Here is a 19260-nt window from a genome sequence, read left to right on the forward strand (position 1 = left end):
ACCCCGGCATTAAAATTCAAAATGTTGGGGCCGCACTGTATGCGCGTCTGGCGGAGCGTAGGCTGGGATGATAATCCCAGCTTTCCATACGGTATCCCGGTGCTGGGATTGCTATCCCAGCCTACGCTCCGCCAGACGCGCATACAGTGTGGTGACGGGTACGCAGAATAGGTCAGAGCGTCCCTAATGGCGCAGAAACGAAAACGGCGCCCATGCGGCGCCGTTTTTTTACCGGTTTGGAATATCAGCCCGGCAGCAGTTCCTTCAGCACGGCGATCAGTTCCTCTTCCTTGATCGGCTTGGTGACATAGGCCTTCGCGCCCTGGCGCATGCCCCACACCTTGTCGGTTTCCTGGTCCTTGGTGGTGACCAGCACGATCGGAATATGTGCCGTTTCAGGATCCTTGCTGATGGTGCGCGTGGCCTGGAAGCCATTGAGGTTGGGCATCACCACGTCCATCAGGATCAGGGCGGGCTTTTCCTGCTTGGCCACGGTCACACCCGCGGCACCGTCTTCGGCGGTCAGCGTTTCATGGCCGAGCTTCTCGACGATGCGTTTGATACCGAGAAGCTGCGACGGAGAATCGTCGACGATCAAAATGCGTGCCATAAGGTGGGAATCCCCTAGTCGTTTCGTTAATTCTAAGTCGCCGTGGCGACGCTTCCAAGCATCAGATACTGTCGACGCGCACAATTGTGCGGCCGAACGACTCTCCTGTCAGCATACGCTCGAACACTTCCGGCAGCTGTTCCAGGCCGATTTCACGGGTGGCGATGCGGTCCAGATGGCGGGGCTTCCAAGCGCCGGCCAGCTGGCTCCACACCTGCCCGCGGATGGCGCGGGCCGTGCCGGCGGAGGCAATGCCGAGCAGGCTGACGCCACGAATGATGAATGGCATGACCGTGCTTTCCAGGCCGATGCCGCCGGCATTGCCGCAGACGGCCACGTTGCCGTAGGGCACGGTCAGCGGGAGCAGGCCGGCGAGCATGGCGCCGCCCACGTTGTCGAGCGCACCGCCAAAGCGTGCCGAGTCCATGGGCTTGCCACTGAAGGCCAGCTGGTGCCGGTCAATGCATTCGGTCGCACCGAGGCTGCGCAGGAAATCGAAATGGGCGGCCTTGCCGCTGATGGCATGCACCTCGTAGCCGGCCTGCGTGAAGATGTCGATGGCCAGCATGCCCACGCCACCGCTTGCGCCGCTGACCGCGATGGGGCCGAGCGCCGGTGTTTGACCGTTATCCTGCATGCGCAGCAGCGCCAGCGCAGCCGTAAAGCCGGCCGTTCCCAGGATCATGCTTTCACGCAGGCTCAAGCCATCGGGCAGAGGAATAGCCCATTGCGATGGCAAGCGGATGTATTGGGCGTAACCACCGTCGCGCGTTTCGGAAAGACCGCTGCCGGTGCACAGTACCTTGTCACCTTCCTTGAACAGCGTATCGGAGGAAGCCACTACCACGCCCGCCGCATCGATACCGCCGTTGAGCGGGTACTGGCGAAGGATCTTGCCCTTGCCGGTGCCGGCCAGCGCGTCTTTGTAATTGACCGAGGAATAGGCCACCTTCACCAGCACTTCGCCCTGGCTCAATGCATCGGCATGCATGGTTTCCATGCCGCTGCGATAACCGTTGGCGTCGTTGTGAATGCGAAACGCTTGAAATGTCGTCATGCCTGCCACCTCATGCCTTGATACTGGAGGCGTCGACACCGTGCGGCGCAACACCTGCGTGATACTGATTCATCCAGTCGAATAGTTCGCCGATCGAGTCGCCGAACCACACGCTGTCGCGCCGGCCTTGCGTGACGAAGCCTTCGGCGACCATGTGGTTCATCATGCTGCGCAAATGGCCGTAATAGCCCTGCGTGTCGAGAAACGCGCAAGGATGGCGATGCAGGCCCAGCTGTGCCCAGGTAAGCATCTCGAACATCTCGTCCATGGTGCCGAAACCGCCGGGCAGGGCGACGAAAGCCTGGGCGAGTTCATACATGCGTGTCTTGCGCTGGTGCATGGTATCGACCACCACCAGCTCGGTCAGGCCCGTATGGGCCACTTCACGCTCGACCAGCTGGCGCGGAATCACGCCGATGACCTCGCCGCCGCCGTTCAGGACGGCATTGGCGACTGTCCCCATCAAGCCGACCTTGCCGCCGCCGTACACCAGGGCAATGCCGCGACGCGCTAGTTCCAGGCCGAAGGCGCGGGCGGTCTCGGCGTAGATCGGGTGCTGGCCGCTTTGGGAGCCGCAGTAGACGCAGAGGGCTGAGGGTTGGGGCATGGGGAGTCTGAGTGAGGAGAAGTGAGAGGAAATCAGCATGCCGGCCTCGTAGGCTGGGATGCCAATCCCAGCTTGCCGGCGGCTTGCCGTGCTGGGATTGCCATCCCAGCCTACAACTCGACGCTAAAAACCAAACGGCCCGCTCATGTTGCCGCGAGCGGGCCGTATCTCATGATGGCACGAGGCCTCAATTTCCTTTGTGAATCGCGCGCTTGTCTACTGACAGCGCCGCTTCGTGCACGGCCTCGGAGAGCGTCGGGTGGGCGTGGACGATGCGCGCCAGATCCTCGGCCGAGCCCTTGAACTCCATCGTCACCACGGCCTCGGCGATCAGCTCGGATACGCCCGGGCCAACCATGTGCACGCCCAGCACGCGATCGGTTTCAGCGTGGGCGATCACCTTTACCTGGCCGATGGCCTCGTTCATCGCTACAGCACGGCCGATGGCGGCGAACGGGAAGCTGCCGACCTTGTACGGGACGCCGGCGTCCTTCAGTTCCTTTTCGGTCTTGCCGGCCCAGGCGATTTCCGGCTCGGTGTAGATCACCCACGGCACCGTGTCGAGGTTGATGTGACCGGCCTTGCCGGCGATCCACTCGGCCACCGCCACGCCTTCTTCGGAGCCCTTGTGCGCCAGCATCGGGCCGCGCACGGCATCGCCGATCGCCCATACGCCGTCCACGCCGGTGTGGTTGTGTTCGTCCACCACGATGCGACCGCGCTCGTCCAGCTTCACGCCAGTATCGTCGGCCAGCAGGCCTTCGGTGTAGGCGCGGCGGCCTACGGCCACCAGCAGCTTGTCGACGGTCAGTTCGTGCGCGCCGTCCTTGTCTTCGTAGGTAAGCGCCACTTCATTCTTCTTCACCTCGGCCTTGGTCAGCTTGGCGCCGAGCTTGATGGCGAGGCCCTGCTTCTCGAATTCCTTCTTGGCGACCTTGGCGACGTCTTGATCGGCGACGGCAAGGAAATCAGGCAGTGCTTCGAGGATGGTTACTTGCGCGCCCAGGCGGTTCCACACGCTGCCCAGCTCCAGGCCGATCACGCCGGCACCGATCACGCCCAGGCGCTTGGGTACTTCGTTGATGTCCAGTGCGCCAGCGTTGTCGATGATGTTCTTGCCGTCGAACTTGGCGAACGGCAACTCGATCGGCACCGAGCCGGAGGCGAGGATCACGTTGGTGGCGCTGATCGTCTGCTTGCTGCCGTCGTTACCGGTGATCTCAACGTTATTGCCCTTCAGCAGCTTGCCCTTGCCGAAGAACGGCGTGACCTTGTTGGCCTTGAACAGCTGGCCGATGCCGCCGGTGAACTGCTTGACGATCTTGTCCTTGCGGCCGATGAAGGTGGCCATGTCCACCTTGGCGTTTTCGACGCTGATGCCGTGCGCCGGCAGGTTGTGCGACAGGTTGTAGTACTGCTTGGACGAGTCCAGCAGCGCCTTGGAGGGAATGCAGCCCACGTTGAGGCAGGTGCCGCCGAGGGCCTGCTTGCCGTCCTTGCCGACGAAGGCATCCACGCAAGCGGTCTTCAGGCCGAGCTGCGCAGCTCGGATGGCAGCCACATAACCGGCAGGGCCGGCGCCGATGACGATGACGTCGAATTTGTCGCTCATGGTTCAAAGGTTCCTAGGGAGCGGAAACGTGCCGTATATGGCGGCGCGTGGGGGATTTCGAAAGGGGCATGCCGGCCGGGGCTGCCGCGATGGCGCCCCGGCCGGCGGGCGATTACATGCCCAGCAGCATGCGCTGCGGATTTTCCAGCTGGTTCTTGATGTCGACCAGGAACAGCACCGCGTCCTTGCCGTCGATGATGCGGTGGTCGTACGAGATCGCCAGGTACATCATCGGCGCGGCGATCACCTGGCCGTTCTCGACGATCGCACGCTCCTTGATGGTGTGCATGCCCAGAATCGCGCTTTGCGGCGGATTCACGATCGGCGTCGACAGCAGCGAACCGAAGGTGCCACCGTTGGTGATGGTGAAGGTGCCGCCCTGAAGGTCATCCAGGCCGAGTTTGCCTTCGCGCGCCTTCTTGGCGTAGTTGGCGATGCCCTTTTCGATATCGGCGAAGCTCATGCTCTGCGCGTCGCGCAGCACCGGCGTCACCAGGCCCTTGTCGGTGGCCACGGCGATGGAGATGTCCTGGTAGCCGTGATAGATGATGTCGTTACCGTCAACCGAGGCATTGATGATCGGATGACGCTTCAGCGCCTCGGCGGCTGCCTTGACGAAGAAGCTCATGAAACCGAGCTTCACGCCGTTGGCCTTTTCGAACTGCTCGCCCAGCGTCTTGCGCATCTTGGTGACTTCGGCGAGGTTCACTTCGTTGAACGAGGTGAGCATCGCGATCGAGTTCTTCGACTGCATCAAGCGTTCGGCGATGCGCGCGCGGATGCGCGTCATCGGTACGCGTTCTTCCGGGCGGGCGCCGGGCGTCGGCGCCACCGACGGCGCGGCGGCGGCTGGCGTGCCACCCTTGGAGTAGTTCACCAGGTCTTCCTTGGTGACGCGGCCATCGCGGCCGGTGCCGGCCACCTTGGAGACGTCGATCTTTTCTTCGGTAGCGACACGCAGGCCGGCTGGGGAAAGATTCTCCGTACCCTTGGCCGCAGCTTGCGGAGCCGCAGCGGCAGGCGCCGGGGCGGGAGCAGCAGCGGCGGGTGCAGGAGCCGGCGCAGCGGCCGCGGCGCCTTCTTCGATCACTGCGATCACCTGTTGGCTGGTCACCGTGTCGCCGGCCTGGAATTTCAGTTCTTTCAGCACGCCGTCGACCGGAGCCGGCACTTCGAGCACAACCTTGTCGGTTTCCAGGTCGACCAGGTTCTCGTCACGCTTCACAGCTTCGCCGGCCTTCTTGTGCCAGGTCGCGATGGTGGCGTCGGAGACGGACTCGGGCAGAACGGGGACTTTGACTTCGGTGGACATGATGTAATGAATCCTGGGTAGTTATTCTGCTGAGTGATCGGGGCCGACCGGCGCGACCAGTGCTTGTTCGACCAGCGAGGCCTGCTCGGCGACGTGATCGTTGAGGTGACCGGCTGCGGGCGCGGGCGAACGTGCGCGGCCGGCGTAGGAGAGGCTTTGCTTGGCTCCCACGCAGGCCTGCAGGTGATGGCGGATCTGGAACCAGGCGCCCTGGTTCATCGGCTCTTCCTGGCACCACACCACTTCCTTGACGGAAGGGTATTTCTCCAGTTCGGCCATGACTTCCGGACGCGGGAACGGGTAAAGCTGTTCCACGCGTACGATCGCCACGTCGGTGAGGCCGCGCTTTTCGGATTCTTCCAGCAGGTCGTAGTAGACCTTGCCTGCGCACAGCACCACGCGCTTGACCTTCTTCGCCGGCAGGTCGCGATGCTCGCCCAGCACCAGCTGGAAGCTGCCGTTGGCCAGTTCGTCCAGGGTGGACACGGCCAGCTTGTGGCGCAGCAGCGACTTGGGTGTCATCACGATCAGCGGCTTGCGCGCCGGGCGCAGCATCTGGCGGCGGATCATATGGAAATCCTGCGCCGGCGTGGTCGGTACGCACACTTGCATATTGTCCAGCGCGCACAGCTGCAGGAAGCGTTCCAGACGCGCGGAGGAATGCTCCGGACCCTGGCCTTCGTAGCCGTGCGGCAGGAACAGCGCCAGGCCGCACAGGCGGTCCCACTTCGATTCGCCGGAGCTGATGAACTGGTCGATCACCACCTGCGCCCCGTTGGCGAAGTCGCCGAACTGCGCTTCCCAGATATGCAGCGTATGCGGATCGGTGGTGGCGTGGCCGTACTCGAACGCCATCACCGCTTCTTCGCTGAGCAGCGAATCGATCACCTCGACGTCCGCATCCGGACGCAGCGAAGCCAGCGGCAGATAGCTATGGCCGTCCTTCTGGTCATGCAGCACGGCGTGGCGGTGGAAGAAGGTGCCGCGGCCGGCGTCCTGGCCGACCAGGCGCAGGTTGTGGCCTTCGTCGATCAGCGATGCATAAGCCAGGTTTTCGGCAAAGCCCCAATCACCAGGCTGCTCGCCGGCGGCCATCTTGCGACGGTCGTCGTAGATCTTGGACACGCGCGAATGCAGCGTCAGATCCTGCGGCAGGGACAGGATGCGATTGGCCAGTTCGACCAGCTTGTTCTTGTCCAGATTCGACGGGTAAGGCGTGGACAGCTTGCCGCCGATGAAGCGGCTCCAGTCCACTTCCACGTCCTTGGTCAGCGATGGATGCAAGTCGGTCATCGCCGCACCCGCTTCGAGGCGGTTGCGGTACTCCTCGGACAGCTTCTGCGCGTCGCCTTCGGCAAGCAGGCCTTCCTTCACCAGTTGCTGCGCGTACAGCTCGCGCGTGGTGGGGCGCTTGCGGATGATCTGGTACATCACCGGCTGGGTGGCGGCCGGTTCGTCCGCTTCGTTGTGGCCGTGGCGGCGGTAGCACACCAGGTCGATCATCACGTCCTTGCGGAACGTCTTGCGGAACTCGTAGGCGAGGCGGGTGACCTGGATCACCGCTTCCGGATCGTCGCCATTCACGTGGAACACCGGGCTGTTGATCATCTTGATCACGTCGGTGCAGTACAGCGTGGAGCGGGCGTCCTGGGGGTTGGAGGTGGTGAAACCCACCTGGTTGTTCACCGCGATGTGCAAGGTGCCGCCGATCTTGAAGCCGCGCGCCTGCGACATGTTGAACAGTTCCATGTTCACGCCCTGGCCGGCCAAGGCGGCATCGCCGTGGATCAGCACGGCAAACGACTTGGTGCGCTCGGTGTCGCGGCGGCGCACCTGGCGCGCATGCACGGATCCGGCCACCACCGGGTTGACGATTTCCAGGTGCGAAGGGTTGAACGCCAGCGCCACGTGCACGCCGCCCTTGGGGGTGCGTACATCGGCGGAGAAACCCATGTGGTACTTCACGTCGCCGGAATGGGCCGGGTCTTCGTCATGATGTTCGAAGATGCCTTCGAACTCGTTGAACAGCGTCTTCGGCGGCTTGCCGAGGATATTCACCAGCATATTCAGGCGGCCGCGGTGGGCCATGCCGATGACCATGTCGCGGATGCCGTTGTCGCCCGCGGCCTGCACGATGTCATCGACCATCGGGATCAGGCTGTCACCGCCTTCCAGCGAGAAGCGCTTCTGGCCCACGTACTTGGTGTGCAGGTAGCGTTCCAGACCTTCGGCCCCGGTCAGGCTGCCGAGCAGGCGCTGCTTGCCAGCCTTGTCCAGGCCGGCACTGCCGTTGGCCAGCTCAAGGCGGCTGTAGATCCAGTTGCGCTGCGCGTGATCGGAGATGTGCATGAACTCCACGCCGATCGTGCTGGTGTACACGCGCTTGAGGCGTGCAAACAGCTCGCGCAGCTTCATGCGCTGGCCGCCGCCGGCGAAGTTGCCGCAATCGAACTCGGTGTCCAGGTCGGCGTCGGACAGGCCATGGAAGGCCAGGTCCAGGTCCGGCGCATGGGTCTTGGAGGCAAGGCCCAGCGGGTCCAGGTCGGCGGCAAGGTGGCCGCGCGAACGGTAGGCCGTCAGGAGGCGCAGCACGCCGGCTTGCTTGCGTGCGTGCTCGTCGCTGACCGGAGCCGCCGCGGCGAAGCCGGGGCGCCGTTTTTGTGCCGCCTCAATACGTGCAATGGCCGCGGTATGGGAGGTGTCTCCCGACTCGCGGCCCTTGAAGGTCTGGAAGTAGCTGTTCCACTCGGTGGGTACCGATGCGGGATCGGCCAGCCAGGCGTCATACAACGATTCGACATAATCGGCGTTGCCGCCTGCGAGTTGCGAGGATTCAAAAAACTCGCGGATCAGGTTTGTGCTCACGTCACCACCGGCAGGGAAGGGAAGCTTCAGCGGACCGCCTTGTCGTAGGCCTTGGGTTCGCTGGCGAAAAATCCCGTTAATTATAGCCTGCCGCTTCCGCACTGCGGCAAGCTACAGGCCTCGCTGCGGGGAGCCGGCCGACCCTGACGCAGCTTGTGCTGGAGGCAGTCGGAACAAGGTCTTAGCCGTTTCCGGTCGCCCTATGAGGCGTGGAAGCAGAAGGCTGGCCATGCATGGGTGTTCAGCCCATGGTTTACAAGCCCAGCGCTTGCAGCTGGGTGGCGGGCAGGGCCCGTTGCCAGATTTGTTCGAATTGCAGCAGCAAGGGGGCTTGCCCCGGGCCATCCTTCAGGGCGGCGCGACCTTCCCAGCGCTCTGCATCGGGCAGGAACAAGTAGCCACCAGTGTCGTTGAGCAGCCAGCTGCTTGCGTCCGTCTGTGCGCCTTGATCTTCCTCGGCCAGCGCGCGGATCTGCAGCGCGCTGGGCAGCCGCTGGGCCAGATCCAGCAGGCGGTGTCCCGCGCGCATGGCTGCTGCCGGATCGGCAAGCACGATGCGGATTTCCGCGCCGCGCCCGGCAATGGCGATGCGGCGCAGTTCGGCCAGTTCGTCGGAGCTGCTCAGGATCGATGACGGCAATATCGGCAGATGGAAGGCCAGTTTGTAGCGGGTCGCAACCAGCAGTTGCAGGCGCATTGCGGTCACGGCCTCGGGGCCGCTCACGGCAAAGGCGCCATCGTCCGGTACTGCCGGTAAGGGGGAAAGCGTATTCATGCGTTGCGTCCGCGCAGGCGGCGAAGAATCAGGTGGCCATCGTTGATCAGGGCCAGTAGCAGGGAGATATCGTCTCGCGACCAGTCCAGTGGGGGCGATAGGGTACGTTGGGCGCAAAGTTGCACCACCCAGTGCGACGAAGCTGGGTAGGCATGGCCGTTGGCGTACAGCGTGCAACGCTTGCCGGCTTGCGCCCAGGCCATGCGCGACCACGGATGGCGCAGCAGCGAAGCGCCGCCCTCCAGTTGTTTGATCAGGGCCGCTTCGCCCAGCGGCTTGGCCGGCGGCATGGGCGCCTGCGCGGCGCGATAGCGCGTGATGAAGCGGCCAAACCAGTCGAGCAGGGTGGCATCATCCAGGGCTTGCGCGAACGGTAGGGCAACGCGTAGGCGCTGCAGCGCTGCCTTGTCGATTTCGCCGGCGCGCTTGACGGGGGCAAGATCCGGATCGGCATAGCGCTGGTCTTCGGCCAGATGCTCGGCCAGATAGTCGGCCAGGTCGCCTACCAGTTCACCCTGTGAGGGCGCGCGCATGCCCACCGAAAAGGTCATGCAGGGGCCGCCGAAGGCCACGCCATCGTGGGCAATGCCGGGTGGCAGGTACAGCATGTCGCCCGGATCGAGCAGCCATTCGTGGGTGGGCTCGAAGTGCACGAGCTGCTTGAGTTCGACGTCGTTGCGAAAGTCCTTCGGCGCGTGCGGATCGGTGCTGATCGCCCAGTGCCGTTGCCCCAGGCCTTGCAGCAGAAACACGTCGTACTGGTCAACGTGTGCGCCCACGCCACCGCCGGGTTCGGCATAGGAGATCATCACGTCGTCCACGCGCCAGCTGGGCAGGAACGAGAAGTGATCGAGCAGGGCGGCGACGTCCATGTCCCACTTGTCCACATCCTGCACCAGCAAGGTCCAGTTGGCGTTGCCGGTCTTGGCGAAATCGCTTTCGCTCAAGGGGCCGGTCTTCACCTTCCAGCGCTGGCGATCTTCATCGTGCTGGATGAGGCGTGAGAGCGCTCCTTCCTCGCAGGCCAGGCCGGCCAGGTCTTCTGGCGCGATAGGGGCCTGAAAGTCAGGAAAGGCATTGCGGACCAGCAGGGGCCGCTTCTGCCAGTAGTCGCGGAGGAACTGCGCCGCGGTCATGCCCAGCGGCTGGCTGGTCGAGCCATGCACTTCGATGGGCAGCGGCTTGCGGGAAGTGTGGGAAAGCGTCATGGGGCGGCATTGTATGGAATCGGAGGGTTGATAAGCGTAGGCTCCGCCGAACTGTCTACCCGGGTGACGCCGGAACAGGAGCAAGGCATGGCTGCATGGCGACAGGTTGCACCGCGGTTCCTCATAGGGTTAACGGCTGTGGCAGGGTCTTTCGGCATCGCTTTGCCGGTGGCTGCGGAGCAAGGCGCCGCCAACCCCACCGCAGTACTGGCCGGGCCGCAGCATGACGGCTCGCATGATTTCGACTTCCTGATCGGTGACTGGAAAGCCCATGTCCGCCGCCTGCCGGATCGGCTGGTGGGTTCCAACGCCTGGGTGGAATACGACGGAATCTCCAACCACCACAAGCTGCTGGACACCAACGCCAACTTCGAGCAGTTCGAGGTCACCAGCACCGATAAAAAGCAGCACCTCAGGGCGCAGACCCTGCGCATGTACAAGCCGCAAACGCAGCAATGGATCATTTACGGCCTGGACCTGGACAACGGCGACCTGGATCCCGCCGCGCCCGTGGTCGGTGAATTTCATGGCAATCGCGGCGAGTTCTACAACCGCATCACCTGGCAGGGCCGCGTGGTGCTGGTGCGCTGGATGTGGCTCAACATTTCGCCGCACGCGGCGCGGATGGAGCAATCGTTTTCGCCCGATGGCGGCAGAAACTGGGAAGTGAACTGGATCTGCGAGCTGTCGCGCTAGCCGTCGTCCAGGTACTGCATTGCTTGCAGCGTCATTACTAAGGGCCACTGCATGGCGCGGGCTGCTTTGAGCAAACCGGGTGCTTAGCGAGCGATAAAAGACGACAGGTTTTTCAGTGTTGGACTACGCTGGCGTACAAGGGACTCATCCTATCCTCGTCATCTTGACCGCTGGAAGGAGACTCCGTGCGCACGATCCTGACGCTTCTTCTCTCGTTGGCGCTTGCCGGTTTCGTCCACGCCGCCGATCGGATTCGTTTCTGGGACAAACCGCAGCACGGCGGCAACAGTTTCAATCGGCTGCCGCCCGATCAGGCTTACTTCGACGCGCTGCGGGGCTATGGCGCGACCTGGGTGAGACTTGTCTATGACAAATGGAAACCATCCGGTCGCGATTTCCTGATGGGGAGTGCGGACCATTATCAGGGTTTGGAGCAAAAGGACCTGGCAACGCTCAAGGCTGCGCTCGACAGAGCAGACAAAGCCGGGCTCAAAGTGGTGATCGCCCCACTGTCGCTACCTTATGCGCGGTGGTCACAAAACAATGGCGGCCGGTTTGACGACCGTCTGTGGCAGAGCAAGCAAGCCTGGGACGATGCGGCTCGCTTCTGGCGGGATCTGGCCAAAGCACTGAAAGATCATCCGGCCATCGCCGCCTACGACATCGTCAACGAGCCGGCTCCCGAGAAGAAAGGTGGGCTCGTTGAACATGCCGATCAAGCCGCTATGGCGAAATGGTACGGTGAACAACAGGGAGGCTCGCGCGATCTGAGGGCGTTTTACCAGAAGGTGATTGCCGCCATACGAGAGGTCGATCCTGACACGCCGATCATGGTGGAATCGGGTTGGTATGCCGCCGCCGATGCATTCGGGTACTGGCCGGCGCCGCTTGCCGACGGGCGTATCCTCTACAGTTTCCATATGTACGAGCCCTATTCGGCCACTAGCGCCCCCAACCTGAAGCGCAAGAAGCCTTATAGCTATCCCGGCGTAGTGCCTTTTGCGGACCACCAGGAGCGGTGGGATGCCAAACGCGTCGCGCAATACTTGAGCTTACCGACCCAATGGGCTCAGGTGCATGGCATACCGCCGAACAGAATGGTTGCCGGTGAATTCGGTTGTGTGAGGATGCTGAACAGTTGCACCGCTTATCTCAATGATGTGCTGACCGTTCTTGATCGCCAGGGACTGCACTGGGCCTTCTACAGTTTTCGCGAGGACAGCTGGGACGGGATGGATTACGAATTGGGGAAAGGCAAGGTGCCCTGGGCCTATTGGAAGGCGATGGAAAGGGGGTTGCCCGATCCCCTCAAACGGACAGCGACGCCCGAATTCGAGCTTATTGGCAAGCGCCTGTGAACGGCACATGCCGTGTCGCGCATGAGCCTGATCAGGGTGTTCAGCGCAGCAGGCGATAGAAGTTGTAGATACCCAGCGCCAAAACGGTGAGCCCCGCCATCAGCGTAGACGCGCGAGGCGGCAGGCGACGCACCAGCCAGGCGCCAAATGGCGCGGCGATCACTCCGCCCAGGATCAAGCCCAGCACCACATGTAATTTGCTTTGACCGATGCTGAGCAGAAAAGTGATGCTGGCGGCGAGGCTGACGACACACTTGGCCAGGTGCACGCTGCCGATCACCATGCGCGGTTCCTGTCCGCGCGCAACCATGGTGGTGACAGTGAGGGCACTCCACCCGCCACCCCCCGCCGCATCGAGCACGCCGGCTACGAATCCCAGCACACTGGTGCCACGCGGAACATCCTCCCGCCGATCCTTGCGCCGGGTGGTGCGCAAGACCAGAAACAGGCCCATCGCTAGCAGGTAGGGGGTGAGGAAATAGCGAATCCAGATCGGTGGCATGTGCGACAGCGCGGTGGCGCCAAGCACGGCGCCAATCACCCCAGGGATGACCAGTACCAGGAACAAGCGCCGTTGCACGTTGCCGGCCCACCAGTGGCTGAGTCCGGATGCGCCGCAGGTAAAGGTTTCCGCGTAGTGCACGCTGGCGCTGGCCAGGGCGGGCGGCATGCCGATGCCCAGCAGCATGCCAGCTGAAGTCACGCCGTACGCCATGCCCAATGCGCCGTCTACCAGCTGAGCCAGTGCGCCGATACCGGCGAAGATCAGGAATTGGGAAAGAGGCGCCATGATGCTCGTGCAAGCCGGGCAGATTGCATCATGACAAAAGCGACCCCGATTTGTCCGGCCTGGCGATCAGATCGATTGGGCCAGGTCGGCGGCCAGGCCGATATAGCTGGCCGGCGTAAGCTCAAGCAGGCGCTGCTTGGCCTCTTCCGGCAGCGCCAGGCCCGCAATGAACTGGCGCATGGAGTCGCGTGTGATGCCCTGGCCGCGCGTCAATGCTTTCAACTGTTCGTAAGGTTCGGGCAAACCGTAGCGGCGCATCACCGTCTGCACGGCTTCGGCCAGGACTTCCCAGCTCGCTTCGAGATCGGTGGCGAGGCGGTCGGCATTCACGTTGAGTTTGCCCAGGCCCTTCTGCAGAGACTCCAGTGCCACCAGCGCGTGGCCGAAGGCGGTGCCGAGTGCCCGCAGTACGGTGGAATCGGTGAGGTCGCGCTGCCAGCGACTGATCGGCAGCTTCTCGGCGAAATGGCCGAGCAACGCGTTGGCCAGGCCGAAATTGCCTTCGGCGTTTTCGAAATCGATCGGGTTGACCTTGTGCGGCATGGTGGACGAGCCCACTTCGCCGGCCTTCAGCGCCTGCTTGAAATAGCCGAGCGAAATGTAGCCCCAGACGTCGCGCGCCAGATCGATCAGGATGATGTTGGCGCGGCGCACGGCGTCGCAGTATTCGGCCACACCGTCATGCGGTTCGATCTGGGTGGTATACGGGTTGTAGTCCAGGCCCAGGCTGGTGACGAAACGCTCGGAGAAGCTACGCCAGTCCACTTCCGGATAGGCGATCGCATGCGCGTTGTAGTTGCCTACCGCACCGTTGATCTTGCCGGGAATTTCCACGTTCGCGAGCTGCTTGCGCTGGCGTTCCAGGCGCGCAACGACATTGGCCAGCTCTTTGCCCAGGGTGCTGGGCGAAGCGGTCTGGCCGTGCGTGCGCGAAAGCATCGGCAGCGCGGCATTCGCATGCGCGATTTCGCGCAGTTTGGCGATGATCTTGTCCAGCCAAGGGAGCAGCACTTGCGTGCGGGCGTCGCGCAGCATCAGGGCATAGGAAAGATTGTTGATATCCTCGCTGGTGCAGGCGAAATGCACGAATTCCTTGGCTTGCGCCAGGGCTGCATCGTTGCCGATGCGCTCCTTGATGAAGTACTCGATGGCCTTGACGTCGTGGTTGGTGGTGGCCTCGATGGTCTTGATGCGCGCACCGTCCTCGACGCTGAAATCGCCGGCGATGGCTTTGAGCCTGGCGACCTGTTCCGGCGTAAAGGGCGCCAGTTCGACGATGCCCTGTTCACCGGCCAGCGCCAGCAGCCATTCGATTTCCACCTGCACGCGCCGGTGCATCAGGCCGAATTCGCTGAAGATCGGGCGCAGCGCTTCGGTCTTGCCGGCGTAGCGGCCATCCAATGGCGAGAGGGCGGTGAGGGCGTGGGTGGACATCGGGGGGCTTCCAGGAGGATCAGAACCCGGCATTTTACATTGCCACTAACGTTGGCGGGCTTATAGTCGGCCCGGTCTTTCCATCCCGCATGAGGCGAACCATGGCCGACTTCCGTACCGAGCGCGATAGCATGGGCGAGCTGAAGGTGCCCGCCAAGGCGCTGTATGGCGCGCAGACCCAGCGCGCGATCGACAACTTCCCGATTTCCGGCCTGCACCTGCCCCGGGCCTTCATCCGCGCGCTTGGCCTGATCAAGGCCGCCGCGGCCGAGGCCAATCTCGCGCTGGGACATCTGAAGAAAGCGCAGGCGGCCGCCATTCGCAAGGCGGCGTTGGCCGTGGCCGAAGGGCAGCACGATGACCAGTTCCCGATCGATGTGTTCCAGACCGGCTCGGGCACCAGCACCAACATGAATGCCAATGAGGTGATCGCGCATCTTGCCGCCAAGGCCGGCAACAAGGTGCATCCGAACGATCATGTGAATTACGGGCAAAGCTCCAACGACGTGATCCCTACCGCCATTCACGTCAGCGCTATGCTCACCACGCACGAACAATTGCTGCCGGCGCTGAAGCATCTCAAGCGCATCATCGACCGCCGTGCCAGCGAGCTGCGCAATGTGCCCAAGACCGGACGCACGCACCTGATGGACGCCATGCCGGTGACCTTCGGGCAGGAATTGTCGGGCTGGTCGGCACAGATCGATTCGGCGATCGAACGCATCAACGACAGCTTGAAACGCACGCGGCAATTGCCACTCGGCGGCACGGCCGTGGGTACGGGTATCAATGCCGACCCGAAATTCGGGCCTGCAGTAGCTCGCGAACTGAAGAAGCTCACCGACGTGCGGTTCGACTCGGCGGCCAACTACTTCGAAGGCATGGCCGCGCAGGATGCCGCGGTGGAGCTTTCCGGCCAGCTCAAGACGCTGGCGGTGGCCCTGATGAAGATTGCCAACGACCTGCGCTGGATGAACTCCGGGCCGTTGGCCGGCCTGGGCGAAATCGAGCTGCCTGCCTTGCAGCCGGGTTCTTCGATCATGCCGGGCAAGGTGAATCCGGTAATTCCGGAAGCCACCGCCATGGTGGCGGCGCAAGTCATCGGCAACGATGCGGCGATCACCGTGGCCGGCCAATCCGGCAATTTCCAGCTCAACGTGATGTTGCCGTTGATCGCGTACAACCTGCTGCAGTCGATCCACATACTGGCGAACGTTTCGCGCCTGCTGGCTGACAAATCGCTTGCGGATTTCCGCGTGAATGCCGAACGCGTGAACCAGGCGCTGGCCATGAATCCGATCCTGGTGACCGCCTTGAATCCGGTGATCGGCTACGAGAAGGGCGCCGCCATCGCCAAGCAGGCGTACAAGGAAAAGCGCCCCATCATGGATGTGGCGCTGGAAAAATCCGGGCTATCGAAAGAGGAGTTGAAGAAACTGCTCGACCCGCGCGTACTGACCAAAGGTGGTATTCATGGTGGAGGAGGCGGGGGGTGATGCCTGTGCGTAACTTGGGGTGACAATCCCAGCTGCTTTCATGTTCATGATGGCTGGGATGGGCATCACCAAGCCGTGTTATCGGCTTAGTCCTTCTCGCAATCGGCATGGCTCTTGGTGACGATCTTGGCGAAAGGCTTGAAGGCCGGTAGTTGCGTAGCCAGCTGGTCCTGCACGTCCTTGACGTTCGCCTGGTCCAGGCACATTTTCTTGCCTAATGCCTGCAATTGCTCGCCGCCGGCATCCAGGTCCTTGTCCTTATCCGCCTTCGATTTACCATCGATCGCGTCCTTGAGGGACTTCATACCCATGCCGGCACCGGCTTTGCCCATGGCCAGGCCGGTTTGATGCACATCCATGACTTGCTGGAAGTAGAGCATCAGCAGGCCGTGTTGCGATGGTGAAACCGACACCGCCTTGCCATCGATCTGCAGCGTTCCGTTGGCGTCAATCTGCGCGTCGGGCGCACCTTCGGCGTGCAATGTAACGATATCGTCCTTCAGCGTGACGCCGCCGTTCGCCAAGGTGGTATCGGGCGAGTTGCAGGCGCTGATGGTTGCGCAGAGTGCAAGCAGGGCTATCGTCCGTGCGTAGTTCATGATTCGTCCCCTCACGAGTCCTGTAGTCAGAAAAACATGGCTGGCTATGCTGCCATCAAGCCGGCAGGGTCAGTCGCGCGAATTCATGCCTTCGTGCATTCGTCGGCATGCTTTGCGGGGAAGATATTCCCGTACGGCTTGAAGGCAGGGAGTTGTGCGACGAGCTGGGCTTGAACGCCGGCAAGGTTGACCTCGTCCTGGCACATCTTTACCGACATCTGATGGGCCTGCGATTCCACCGCCTCCTTGAGCTTTTGCTTGGCATCCGGACCAGGCTTTTCGACGAAGGCATTCTTGGCCGCGGTGACCCCCGCCTTTAAGCCGTTGGCCTGGTCCCGGATGTCCGCAACGCCTTGGTAGTAGAGCACCAGCAGGCCGTGTTGCGCCGAAGAGATCGACTCGACTTTGCCGTCGACGATGAAGTCGCCCGAAGATCCGACCGTAGCATCGGGCACATCGTCGACGTGTAGGGTCAGCACGTTGCCATCCAATGAAATCCTGCCGTTTTCGCCCCGGTAGTTGAAGTCCGGCGCGTCGCATGCCGCGAGGGCAGTGCACAAAGCCAACAGCAGAATCGTCCCTTGGTGCTTCATGATGCGTTCCCCTTCAAGCCGTGGATGACTGACGTACAGCGGCTGATCTCAGCTGTCGTCGCGCCAGCGGCGGAACCATACAGCACCCACAAGCATGGCGATACCGGCTGCTACCCCTGCCCAGATCTCCACCGAAGTCAGCACCGCATAGGAGCTGGAGAGGTCGAAGAATCGGTTGAAATTTTCGGGATTGTCGCCCAGGTGCTCAAGGCTATGGGCGGGCAGCCAGTCGCCGGGGACCGCGCTGAACAATACACGTGCCGCAATTTCGTGCCAGTACCAAGTGCTCTCGAATCCGACCGAGCCGAACAGGTTGAACCAGCTGATGATCACACCCAATGCCACCGGAATCACCACGGCCCACAGGAAGGGCTTGGACTTGGCCCAGGATGAGCACAACATCAGCCAGCCCACCGTCGGCAACGCCCATAGCAGATAAAGCGGAATACAGCCGACCAGGAAGCCGACAACGTGTAGCGGATGCGCCAACACCAGCAGCGACCAGACGCTCACGCCATGGAACGACAGGGCAATGGCGAATATCAGCAGCATGATGATGCCGGTGAGCATGCCGCAGACCACGACCGCTATGGGTGCAATCAGCACCGCGGCGATGACCTTGGACAGTACGGTCGCCGTGTCGGAAATCGGCAGTGATTTCCAGAACAGGAAACTGCGGTCACGCCGGTCGTCGTAGAGCGCACCCAGGCAGTAGAAGAACACCACGAAGGCGAACACTATGGCGATCAGGCAGCTGGGGAACAGCATGGCCAGATCCAGATAGGTGCTCACTTGCTGCAACTCGCGCGCATCGAGCGAATGGATCTTGGCGACCAGGTCCTGACTTTCCAGCGGACCAAAATGGAAGCCATGGCGAAAGCCGAATACTTCCCCGCCGACTATGCCCATCAGGTTCAGTACCAGAAACACGATGCCGGTGATCACCGGCGTCCAGATGAAGCCGCCGCGGTGCTCCCAGAATTCGCGCTTCACCAGCCAGTAGAGTGTTTTCGCGTTCATGCGTAGGTCCCCTTCATGGTGGCGACGAACAGGTCGCTGACCGAGGGCCGGCGGATTTCGCCCAGCGCCTTGAGCTGTGCCTGGTCGACGCCGTCGAACAGGAAAATGCTCTTGCCGAATACCTGGCGCTCGTCCAGCGGCTTGAGCTGGCGCGCCGTGGCAGCCATGTCCGCGCTTACCATCACTTCGGCGAAGCGCTCTCCCATGGCGTCCATATCGGTGTTGAGCACGATCCTGCCGTCGCGGATGAACATCAGGTCGGTAAGGATGTGTTCGATTTCCTCGACCTGGTGCGTGGTGACGATGATCGTCTTGTTCTCGTCGAAATAGTCTTCCAGCAGGTTCTGGTAGAACTGCTTGCGATAGAGGATGTCCAGGCCCAGGGTGGGCTCGTCCAGCACCAGCAGCTTGGCGTCGATCGCCATGACCAGGGCCAGGTGCAATTGCACGATCATGCCCTTGGACATCTGCCGCACGCGCTGGCCGGGCGTGAGCTTGGTGCGCGCCAGAAAGCTTTCGCACTTGGCGCGGTTGAAGCGCGGATGGATGTTGGCGACGAAATCGATCGCCTCGCTTACGCGGATCCAGCGCGGCAATACGGCGACGTCGGCAATGAAGCAAACTTCCTCCATCAGCCGGTCGCGCTGGGTGCGCGGATCCAGGCCCAGCACGTTGAGCTGGCCCTGGAAATCGGTCAGGCCCAGGATCGCCTTGAGTGCGGTGGTCTTGCCGGCGCCATTGGGGCCGATCAGGCCCACGATGCGCCCGGCAGGAATCTGGAAGTTGACGTTGTCCAGCGCAAGCGCGTTCTTGTAGCGCTTGCTTAGGTCCTTGGCGGTGACGACCGCGTTCATGGTTGGTTCTCCGTGTCCTTCGGCGCTTCGCGCAGCAGGGTTTTCAGATCCAGCCCCAGGCGTTGCAAGCGTGCGTACAACGCCGGCCATTCTTCGCGCAAAAAGCGCTCACGTTCGGATTTGAGCAGCGCCTCGCGCGCTCCATCGGTGACGAACATGCCTAGCCCCCTCCTTTTTTCCACTAGTTGATCGTCGACCAGTTCCTGGTACGCCTTGGAAACAGTGAGCGGATTGATTTGGAAATCCGCTGCCACCTGGCGTACTGACGGCAGCGGGTCGCCCTCGTTCAAGGCGCCGTCCAGGATCATCGCCACTACGCGTTCGCGTAGTTGGCGATAGATCGGGACGCTGTCGTTCCAGGTGATGGCCATGGA

The 19260-nt window shown here is 62.4% G+C and carries 18 protein-coding genes; 3 read left to right on the plus strand and 15 right to left on the minus strand.

Annotated features, from left to right (window positions below; genetic code table 11):
* Positions 1-244 precede the first annotated feature (244 nt).
* The 8 genes from pilH to QQJ96_RS03095 form a co-directional block, all read right to left on the minus strand.
* A complete protein-coding gene (gene pilH, locus QQJ96_RS03060) occupies positions 245-610 on the minus strand; it encodes a twitching motility response regulator PilH (protein WP_284330469.1) in 366 nt (121 codons plus the stop codon).
* A gap of 61 nt (positions 611-671) precedes the next feature.
* Complete coding sequence (locus QQJ96_RS03065; protein WP_284330471.1) at positions 672-1667, minus strand: oxidoreductase; 996 nt, start codon at positions 1665-1667, stop codon at positions 672-674.
* 10 nt (positions 1668-1677) lie between these two features.
* The gene (locus QQJ96_RS03070; protein ID WP_284330472.1) at positions 1678-2274 is read right to left on the minus strand and encodes an LOG family protein; all 597 of its coding nucleotides are present in this window, start codon (positions 2272-2274) and stop codon (positions 1678-1680) included.
* A 187-nt stretch (positions 2275-2461) separates the two neighbouring features.
* Complete coding sequence (lpdA, locus tag QQJ96_RS03075) at positions 2462-3886, minus strand: dihydrolipoyl dehydrogenase (RefSeq protein ID WP_284330473.1); 1425 nt, start codon at positions 3884-3886, stop codon at positions 2462-2464.
* A gap of 112 nt (positions 3887-3998) precedes the next feature.
* Positions 3999-5198: a 2-oxoglutarate dehydrogenase complex dihydrolipoyllysine-residue succinyltransferase gene (odhB, locus tag QQJ96_RS03080; protein ID WP_284330474.1), complete on the minus strand. Its 1200-nt coding sequence runs from the start codon at positions 5196-5198 to the stop codon at positions 3999-4001.
* A 21-nt stretch (positions 5199-5219) separates the two neighbouring features.
* On the minus strand, positions 5220-8063 hold the full coding sequence (locus QQJ96_RS03085) for a 2-oxoglutarate dehydrogenase E1 component (RefSeq protein WP_284330475.1): 2844 nt from the start codon (positions 8061-8063) through the stop codon (positions 5220-5222).
* Positions 8064-8316: 253 nt separating this feature from the next.
* Positions 8317-8838, minus strand: a complete 522-nt coding sequence (locus QQJ96_RS03090) for a DUF7931 domain-containing protein (RefSeq protein ID WP_284330476.1) — start codon at positions 8836-8838, stop codon at positions 8317-8319.
* Positions 8835-10046: a cupin domain-containing protein gene (locus QQJ96_RS03095; RefSeq protein WP_284330477.1), complete on the minus strand. Its 1212-nt coding sequence runs from the start codon at positions 10044-10046 to the stop codon at positions 8835-8837. Before QQJ96_RS03095 ends, QQJ96_RS03090 begins: the two co-directional genes overlap by 4 nt.
* An 87-nt stretch (positions 10047-10133) precedes the next feature.
* Here QQJ96_RS03095 and QQJ96_RS03100 point away from each other — a divergent pair, with 87 nt between their 5' ends.
* Both QQJ96_RS03100 and QQJ96_RS03105 read left to right on the plus strand, forming a co-directional pair.
* Positions 10134-10742: a hypothetical protein gene (locus tag QQJ96_RS03100; RefSeq protein ID WP_284330478.1), complete on the plus strand. Its 609-nt coding sequence runs from the start codon at positions 10134-10136 to the stop codon at positions 10740-10742.
* 185 nt (positions 10743-10927) lie between these two features.
* Positions 10928-12100, plus strand: a complete 1173-nt coding sequence (locus QQJ96_RS03105) for a glycoside hydrolase family 5 protein (protein WP_284330479.1) — start codon at positions 10928-10930, stop codon at positions 12098-12100.
* A gap of 40 nt (positions 12101-12140) precedes the next feature.
* Here QQJ96_RS03105 and QQJ96_RS03110 read toward each other — a convergent pair whose 3' ends face one another.
* Together QQJ96_RS03110 and purB are read right to left on the minus strand one after the other, a co-directional pair.
* On the minus strand, positions 12141-12890 hold the full coding sequence (locus QQJ96_RS03110; protein WP_284330480.1) for a sulfite exporter TauE/SafE family protein: 750 nt from the start codon (positions 12888-12890) through the stop codon (positions 12141-12143).
* A 66-nt stretch (positions 12891-12956) separates the two neighbouring features.
* Positions 12957-14324: an adenylosuccinate lyase gene (purB, locus tag QQJ96_RS03115; protein WP_284330481.1), complete on the minus strand. Its 1368-nt coding sequence runs from the start codon at positions 14322-14324 to the stop codon at positions 12957-12959.
* Between the two features lie 101 nt (positions 14325-14425).
* Between purB and QQJ96_RS03120 the strand changes: the two genes are divergently transcribed.
* Positions 14426-15820: a class II fumarate hydratase gene (locus QQJ96_RS03120; RefSeq protein ID WP_284330482.1), complete on the plus strand. Its 1395-nt coding sequence runs from the start codon at positions 14426-14428 to the stop codon at positions 15818-15820.
* 86 nt (positions 15821-15906) lie between these two features.
* On the opposite strand, the gene QQJ96_RS03125 is transcribed toward QQJ96_RS03120, so the two are convergent.
* The 5 genes from QQJ96_RS03125 to QQJ96_RS03145 form a co-directional block, all read right to left on the minus strand.
* Complete coding sequence (locus tag QQJ96_RS03125) at positions 15907-16419, minus strand: YggN family protein (protein ID WP_284330483.1); 513 nt, start codon at positions 16417-16419, stop codon at positions 15907-15909.
* An 83-nt stretch (positions 16420-16502) separates the two neighbouring features.
* Entirely contained in the window at positions 16503-17012 is a 510-nt protein-coding gene (locus QQJ96_RS03130; protein WP_284330484.1) for a hypothetical protein, read from the minus strand.
* Between the two features lie 48 nt (positions 17013-17060).
* Positions 17061-18032 carry a hypothetical protein gene (locus tag QQJ96_RS03135; RefSeq protein WP_284330486.1) on the minus strand — a complete coding sequence of 324 codons (972 nt, stop codon included), beginning with the start codon at positions 18030-18032 and terminating at the stop codon, positions 17061-17063.
* Positions 18029-18886, minus strand: coding sequence for an ABC transporter ATP-binding protein (locus QQJ96_RS03140; RefSeq protein WP_284330487.1), 858 nt, complete (start codon positions 18884-18886; stop codon positions 18029-18031). The genes QQJ96_RS03135 and QQJ96_RS03140 overlap by 4 nt, the downstream gene beginning before the upstream one ends.
* Positions 18883-19257 carry a GntR family transcriptional regulator gene (locus tag QQJ96_RS03145; protein WP_284330489.1) on the minus strand — a complete coding sequence of 125 codons (375 nt, stop codon included), beginning with the start codon at positions 19255-19257 and terminating at the stop codon, positions 18883-18885. Before QQJ96_RS03145 ends, QQJ96_RS03140 begins: the two co-directional genes overlap by 4 nt.
* Between the last annotated feature and the right edge of the window lie 3 nt (positions 19258-19260).

Source organism: Dyella flagellata, from assembly GCF_030160275.1.
GTDB lineage: Bacteria > Pseudomonadota > Gammaproteobacteria > Xanthomonadales > Rhodanobacteraceae > Dyella_B > Dyella_B flagellata.

Excerpts from the sequence above, each read along its gene's own strand:
- odhB (WP_284330474.1), bottom strand. The coding sequence starts at position 5,198 with ATGTCCACCGAAGTCAAAGTCCCCGTTCTGCCCGAGTCCGTCTCCGAC.
- QQJ96_RS03135 (WP_284330486.1), bottom strand. The coding sequence starts at position 18,032 with ATGAACGCGAAAACACTCTACTGGCTGGTGAAGCGCGAATTCTGGGAG.
- QQJ96_RS03090 (WP_284330476.1), bottom strand. The coding sequence starts at position 8,838 with ATGAATACGCTTTCCCCCTTACCGGCAGTACCGGACGATGGCGCCTTT.
- QQJ96_RS03095 (WP_284330477.1), bottom strand. The coding sequence starts at position 10,046 with ATGACGCTTTCCCACACTTCCCGCAAGCCGCTGCCCATCGAAGTGCAT.
- purB (WP_284330481.1), bottom strand. The coding sequence starts at position 14,324 with ATGTCCACCCACGCCCTCACCGCCCTCTCGCCATTGGATGGCCGCTAC.
- QQJ96_RS03125 (WP_284330483.1), bottom strand. The coding sequence starts at position 16,419 with ATGAACTACGCACGGACGATAGCCCTGCTTGCACTCTGCGCAACCATC.
- pilH (WP_284330469.1), bottom strand. The coding sequence starts at position 610 with ATGGCACGCATTTTGATCGTCGACGATTCTCCGTCGCAGCTTCTCGGT.
- QQJ96_RS03070 (WP_284330472.1), bottom strand. The coding sequence starts at position 2,274 with ATGCCCCAACCCTCAGCCCTCTGCGTCTACTGCGGCTCCCAAAGCGGC.
- QQJ96_RS03145 (WP_284330489.1), bottom strand. The coding sequence starts at position 19,257 with ATGGCCATCACCTGGAACGACAGCGTCCCGATCTATCGCCAACTACGC.
- QQJ96_RS03130 (WP_284330484.1), bottom strand. The coding sequence starts at position 17,012 with ATGAAGCACCAAGGGACGATTCTGCTGTTGGCTTTGTGCACTGCCCTC.
- QQJ96_RS03140 (WP_284330487.1), bottom strand. The coding sequence starts at position 18,886 with ATGAACGCGGTCGTCACCGCCAAGGACCTAAGCAAGCGCTACAAGAAC.
- QQJ96_RS03100 (WP_284330478.1), top strand. The coding sequence starts at position 10,134 with ATGGCTGCATGGCGACAGGTTGCACCGCGGTTCCTCATAGGGTTAACG.
- QQJ96_RS03120 (WP_284330482.1), top strand. The coding sequence starts at position 14,426 with ATGGCCGACTTCCGTACCGAGCGCGATAGCATGGGCGAGCTGAAGGTG.
- lpdA (WP_284330473.1), bottom strand. The coding sequence starts at position 3,886 with ATGAGCGACAAATTCGACGTCATCGTCATCGGCGCCGGCCCTGCCGGT.
- QQJ96_RS03065 (WP_284330471.1), bottom strand. The coding sequence starts at position 1,667 with ATGACGACATTTCAAGCGTTTCGCATTCACAACGACGCCAACGGTTAT.
- QQJ96_RS03110 (WP_284330480.1), bottom strand. The coding sequence starts at position 12,890 with ATGGCGCCTCTTTCCCAATTCCTGATCTTCGCCGGTATCGGCGCACTG.